1 protein-coding gene is annotated in these 348 nt (G+C 55.5%); it reads left to right on the forward strand.

The genetic code is table 11. The features are described from left to right. A partial coding sequence (locus MXD62_RS10525; RefSeq protein ID WP_248829134.1) for a hypothetical protein occupies positions 1-348 on the forward strand: 348 nt, incomplete at both ends.

Genomic DNA, 348 nt, shown 5'->3' on the forward strand with positions numbered 1-348 from the left:
AGATGGTCGCCTGACGGCAAAACAATCTGCTTCCTCTCGAACCGCTCAGGTCAATCGCAAATCTGGCTTATTTCTGCTGATGGCGGTGAGGCCAGGCAGCTTACCGCTTGCAAGCATGGTGCCCGCAACCCGGTATGGTCGCCAGATGGAAAGCACCTGCTGTTTTCTGCGCTGCTGGCGCCGGGAGAAACGTTTTCTCAGCGGGAGGCTGATGCTGATGCGCAGACGGAGAAAAAGCGGAAGCAACCGATGGTGGTCGAACGGCTGAAATACAAGTCGGATGATCTGGGCTTTCCCGAGGGCAAAACGCAGCAACTGGCAATTTTTGATGTCGTGACAGGGGAGATT

The organism is Frankia sp. Mgl5 (assembly GCF_023242985.1).
GTDB classification, from domain to species: Bacteria; Actinomycetota; Actinomycetes; order Frankiales; family Frankiaceae; genus Parafrankia; species Parafrankia soli.